Annotated in this window: 3 protein-coding genes and 1 pseudogene; 1 reads left to right on the top strand and 3 read right to left on the bottom strand. The window is 51.9% G+C overall.

Features of this window, described 5'->3' with window-relative positions:
- Window positions 1-241: 241 nt before the first annotated feature.
- Together OE647_RS19735 and OE647_RS19730 are read right to left on the bottom strand one after the other, a co-directional pair.
- Entirely contained in the window at window positions 242-1,270 is a 1,029-nt protein-coding gene (locus tag OE647_RS19735) for a reverse transcriptase family protein (protein WP_263723489.1), read from the bottom strand.
- A 621-nt stretch (window positions 1,271-1,891) separates the two neighbouring features.
- Entirely contained in the window at window positions 1,892-2,725 is an 834-nt protein-coding gene (locus tag OE647_RS19730) for a phosphoribosyltransferase-like protein (protein ID WP_263723488.1), read from the bottom strand.
- Between the two features lie 713 nt (window positions 2,726-3,438).
- On the opposite strand from OE647_RS19730, the gene OE647_RS19725 reads away from it, so the two are divergent.
- On the top strand, window positions 3,439-4,698 hold the full coding sequence (locus tag OE647_RS19725; RefSeq protein WP_263723487.1) for a tyrosine-type recombinase/integrase: 1,260 nt from the start codon (window positions 3,439-3,441) through the stop codon (window positions 4,696-4,698).
- Here OE647_RS19725 and OE647_RS19720 read toward each other — a convergent pair.
- Window positions 4,688-5,646: pseudogene (locus OE647_RS19720) on the bottom strand (IS3 family transposase); the annotation flags it as partial. The gene OE647_RS19725 and the pseudogene OE647_RS19720 sit on opposite strands and share 11 nt — an antisense overlap.
- Window positions 5,647-5,772 lie beyond the last annotated feature (126 nt).

Raw genomic sequence — 5,772 nt, 5'->3', positions numbered from 1 at the left:
CAATCGCCCGTCCCGCTGCGCGAGATGAAAGCTCCGCGCGACGGGCGATTGCTCAACCCGCGCCAATAGGCGTAAATAACCACCGGGCTCCGGTCGTGGCTGGATGAAAGACCAGTGGCAGGTCATTAGGAACTCGGCGCGCCAGCATGCAAGTGAATAGGAGCGGACATCTTTGAAAATGAAAAGAGGTATTGCGCGGTGTAATTATAATATTACATTTAAAAAAAATTACTAAGAAGAACTAACCGTATAGCAATCGCAGCTCCATCACTCGCTGAAGCGTTCTCTTCATTTGGCGGCTTTCGGGTTCTATGCTTTCCCAAAAACGCACACGCCCCTCTAGTTGTCGAATGTAGTTCGGTGCAAATATTTTCCTTCGTGCCACGTGAGTGGACAGGCCGGCCGACCAAACAAAATATACATCCTTCTGAATATCTCGTCGATAGCTCCTTGTTACTCGAGGTTTGCCAGTGCTGATATCAAGGCCGGTAACAATCTTCTTTTCTCCGCTACGATAGTAGCGGGTCTTGGTTTCGTTGGCCTTGAAGCCTTCTGATTCAATTATTTCAAAGAAAAGTTTTGCAAGGCCATCCGGAATACTTTTTCCCGAAATCGTGATGTCATCGGCATATCTAGTGTAGCGCAATCTGCGCGAACGGCAGAGTTTATAGAAGCGCTTGTCTAGATTCGAGCAGATGATATTGCTCAACGCCGGGCTGGTCGCGGCACCCTGCGGCAGTTCATTGTCTAAAGTACACAGCCTGCTTAGGAAGAATGACACATTTACCGGATACCCTAAAGAAATGAATGTCGACATAACTCGTTTAAAATTAATGCTTGGGAAAAAGTCTTTTATGTCAATCTTAATAATTTCATCTCTGCCGCAGTGCATTCTCGCGTTATCAAGGATAGAATATCCCTCTCGAAAGCCTGTAACGCAGTTTGGAAGCTTCCTTTTTGATAATATTTCTTCATTAATCCATCGTTGAACTTCAAGCAGCGACGGGTATGGGGCGCGTATCTTCCTAAATCCTCCGGACCGTTTGCGTAGTCGAAATTCTCGATAGAAACTCTCCGTGCCAAAAACCATCGCCATCAAATCGTCTGTGTTGCGTCCGGTGAGCTTTGCTAAATGTACTTGTTCAAATATTGGAGGCACACCGTTTTTGACGCAGACTTCAATGTATTCGACGTATCGCGTTAGCAATTCCTCCTGCAGCCCAATGTCCCGCAGGTAAGAAATCCAACGTTGTGTAATGTAAGGATTCATTGGGAGTGGCCGCCGCTACCAGATCAATCCGATGCTTGCATCGCTTAGACACCTTAGACGCAGAATCTTTGTTTTTGAACAAAAACAAAGATTGCTGTGGCTTAGGTGTCTGTCCCTCGGAAGAGGCGACATCGTACTCTCGAACTTTTTGAGAGACTCAAAAATTCGAGAGTACGAAAGGCTTTCGTAAGCCTTAACCGCAGAAGCGACTACACTTCTAAGCGCTAGCGACGACCACTCTTGCTCGCTCATATCATGCATCCCTACGTCCTCCAAGTCCGAAGTGCGCGCGATCCAATTTCGAAACGCGCGGCGCGTATGGCTCATAGGCGCGTATCGACTCCGCTTTGTACTCAACGGGCACTTGTCTCCAATTTCTATCCCCTGAGAAAACAAAGAGATTCTGGTGAGCCATAACCCACGTGCGCCCCCGACGTGTTAACCAGATGGCGCCATTCTGTTCGCGCAATAATCCGTGTTTCCTAAGCATCCGAAACGCAGTCGCTGCGTCCTTAATGGAAACTCCGACCGTTGTGGTTATCCCTCCTATTGAAATTCCTTCTGGTGACCGAAATGCTTTGTGCAGTAGCGTCAATTCTACGGGGGTCAGCTTAATATCAGTCATAGTTCCGCCCTATGCATAATAGTGTCCCTATCGCGGTCCTGCGCATCTTTGGGCCACCAAAGTATCGGGAAGTTTGAGTTGGGGGCATTCATATTTTTGATGAAGAATAGTGCTTCTGCCTGCCCATGACCAAGACTCGGCATTGGCTCTCCGTTGATGGCGGGTGCTAATTCTTCCTCCAGACGTTGCATCAAGGCAATCTTCTCGTCGCGTTCAGCGTCGTTGAAGTAGCCGCTTATTCCCGCTTTCAATTCTGCGCAAAAATATGTTTTATATCCCAGATTCACCAATTTTTCACTTGCCTTCTCCATGCCAAACAGCATGCATACGTACGGGTCAACCGCAGTTCCATTTGCCTTCGCATGGTTGCCAATATGTTTTAAGCGGTTGGCCACTGTCTCTCCGGTTCCAGAAAACTCATCGACCAGTATGAAGCGTGGAAATCTTTTGATGTGGTCCTTGCGTTCAAATGCATTTACGCTGTTAAAGAACTCGACGTTCTTGTCCGATCGGAGTTGTACTTTTAGTCGCTGTACCAATTGTTGAGAACTGTCTGGCTTATCTCCCCAAGCTGTTGCAACAATTGCGACGGGCGTCTCGGTGAGGATATTTTCTCTGATATACTTCGCCAACTCTATTACGTGGCGTGTAAATTGCGTCTCCGACAATGCAACGAGTCTGTCGATTGAGTGTACGACAAGCTGGAACTCTGCGTCGCTTCGGCACAGTCCTGCGAGCTCGGCCATTGGCCGCTCGAAATCAATAAGGCTCTCGCGACGCAAGAAGAGATCAAACAGCCAGCGATTGATGTCATCACCGCTTATTGTCATCTCGCCAACTCTCGCATGGTGCTTCCCGTCCTGGCCGATACGTGAGGCTTTTCGTTAGTCATAATTGACCATGACAACCTCGCGTAGACGGGGTGTGGAGGTCAAGGCTGCGTAAGTGGGTTTTGCGATGGGCCGATATCTCATCTCATGTTCTTAGGTGAGAACGGGCATGCCGACGAGAGCGGCAGCATGAGGATCGATTCACTCTTCAGGATTTGGTACGCTGAAGCTCTGGCGGGCATACTCGTTCCGTGACTTCATACGTTCGGTGCCGTACTCGGGAATGCCGATATCAGATGGTCGCAACTCGTTTGTGTTGCGATGTTATGTAGAGGTCCAACTGTGAAAGGCCTAGCTTTAAGTGGGGTGTGTGGTGCTTCTGAATCGTGGTCACGGTGGCGACTCCGTGGCGATTCAGACCAAGGGGCGAAAGGTCGCCTAAAGCGACTTGCCGCCTATATATCTGATTTTATTGAGATATTTTGGCTCCGGCGGTAGGGATCGAACCTACGACCAATTGATTAACAGTCGGATTCTTACATCTAACGACTTGTAACGAAGAAAAACTTGTAGGAATAAAAAACTATTCTATAACATGCACATATGAAGTATGTTCACAACTATCTCTAGCGACTCCGAGCAGATCAAAACAGTCGATTTTGTTCCCCACAGGTTCCCCGTACTGCTCTGGGGAACGAGTTCGAGGATTTTCCGTGGCAAAGTTGACGGCGGCGGGCGTGGAAAAGATCAAGGCAATCGATCGCCGACAGGAGATCCCGGACTCCTTGGTGACGGGGTTATATCTGGTTGTTCAGCCGAGCGGTCGTAAGGCATGGCAGGTGCGATATAGGACCGGTGTGACTCATCGCCGAATGTCCTTGGGACCATTCCCACTACTAAGTCTTTCTGACGCGCGAGAGAGAGCCCGGGATGTACTTCTAAAATCTCGTGCTGGCGCTGACCCGGCTGGTGAAATAAAGCGCGCCAAGGCGAGCAAGATCGATCTCGCGGCACGGGACACTATCAAGGCCCTGGTTGATCTCCACAACAAGCGACATCTTTCGAAACTGCGGTCCGGTAACGTTGTGTGGCGTGAACTCGACAGGCACGTCGTTACAAGATGGGGAGATCGAGATGTGCACTCGATTACCAAGCGCGACGTGGTCGATCTGCTCGATGAAATAATGGATTCCGGACGAGAAATTACTGCAAACCGGTTGCGTGGCTATCTTAGCAAGTTTTTCAACTGGTGTATTGAGAGGGACATCCTGACGACTTCGCCGATGCAGGGCGTTAGAAAGCCAGCGAAAGAGATCAGCCGGGAGCGCTTCCTGACCGATGATGAGATCCGTTGGTTCTGGAATGCATGTGAAAGTGTAGGTTGGCCATGGGAGGCAGCTGGAAAGCTCTTGCTACTTACAGGCCAGAGACTCGGTGAGGTGGTCGGAATGGCGGAAAGTGAGGTTGAGGGTTCCCTGTGGATGATGGGTGGAGAGCGTACGAAGAATGGTCGCGCTCATACTGTGCCACTTTCGGAAATCTCGTTAAAGGTATTGGCAAGTCACGGTAGGACGGGCGGCGGCTCAGGATTGATATTCACTACAACTGGCATAAAGCCCCTGAGCGGATTTCACAAAGCGCGGGCAAAACTCGCGGGCGCAATGAACGAGATCGCCTCGAATGAGCGAGGTATGACAGTGCAAATCCCACACTGGACTTTTCATGACCTACGGAGAACTGCAGCAACGGGAATGGCTCGAATTGGGCAACCTACGCATGTTGTTGAGGCGGTTCTCAATCATGTTTCCGGTGCGATTTCGGGCGTGGCGGGCGTTTACAACCGGCACTCGTATGATTCTGAGAAATCCACTGCAATGGAGGCTTGGGGGCGCCATGTCTTGAGTCTAGTTAGAAAGACTTCGGAAGCCTGGAATGCCCCCAGTGAGTGGCCCGGGTTGATTGTTAGTGCATGATTGGTCTCTGATCCATCGGGATGATGCTTTCCGGGGCTGGTGGTCGGTATCCCAGGGCGCTGTGGGGGCGGACCGTGTTGTAGTGCCTGCGCCATTGCTCGATGAGGATCTGAGCTTCGCGGAGGGAGTAGAAGACCTCTCCGTTTAGCAATTCGTCCCTGAAGCGGGCGTTGAAGCTTTCGACGTAGCCGTTCTCCCAGGGTGAGCTGGGCTCGATGTAGGCGGTCTTGGCACCCACTGCGGTAATCCAGTCCCTGACGGCAATCGCGATGAACTCGGGTCCGTTGTCGGACCGGATGTAGCTTGGCGGTCCTCGCAGGATGAACAGGTCCGTGAGGGCATCGATGACGTCGATCGAGTTGAGCTTGCGATCGACACGGATCATAAGCGCCTCTCTGGTATACTCATCGATGATGTTGAGTGTTCGGTAGACACGCCCATCGTGGGTCCGGTCCTGGACGAAGTCGTAGGACCAGACATGGTTCGGATGCTCGGGCCTGAGCCGGATGCAGGAACCGTCGTTCAGCCAGAGACGGCCGCGCTTCCTCTGTTTCGGTGGGACTTTCAGCCCTTCGCGTTGCCAGATGCGCTCGACCCGCTTGTGGTTCACATGCCAGCCGGCCTGGTTCAGCAGTGCCGTCACCGGCCGGTAACCGTATCGGCCATACTGCGTCGCCAGCTCGATGATGTCCGCGGTCAGGCGGTCTTCATCCGGACGGCCCTGTGGCACCTTGCGCTGTGTCGAGCGATGCTGTCCGAGCGTGCGGCAGGTGCGGCGTTCGGAAACGCCAAGCGTCTGCCGCACGCGGTCGATGCATCTGCGTCGGCGCGAAGGGCTCAGAAGTTTCCCCGTGCAGCCTCCGTGAGGATCAGCTTGTCCAGCGTCAGGTCGGACACCGCTCGCCTCAGGCGTTGGTTCTCCTTCTCCAGTTCCTTCAACCGCTTCAGTGGACTTGCCCGACTTTTATGGAGAGCGTTTAGCTCACTTCCCGGGCTTTTCGCTCGAAGGCGATGGGGCTCTGGAAGCCGAGCGATGAATGCCGCCTGACGGGATTGTAGAACCCGTCGATGTAT

Origin of the sequence: Albidovulum sediminicola, assembly GCF_025751575.1 — a bacterium.
GTDB lineage: Bacteria > Pseudomonadota > Alphaproteobacteria > Rhodobacterales > Rhodobacteraceae > Albidovulum > Albidovulum sediminicola.
This window is presented reverse-complemented; position numbering and strand designations above follow the sequence as displayed.

Bases quoted from the DNA above. Each gene is read 5' to 3' on its own strand.
- OE647_RS19735 (WP_263723489.1), bottom strand. From the start codon at position 1,270: ATGAATCCTTACATTACACAACGTTGGATTTCTTACCTGCGGGACATT.
- OE647_RS19730 (WP_263723488.1), bottom strand. From the start codon at position 2,725: ATGACAATAAGCGGTGATGACATCAATCGCTGGCTGTTTGATCTCTTC.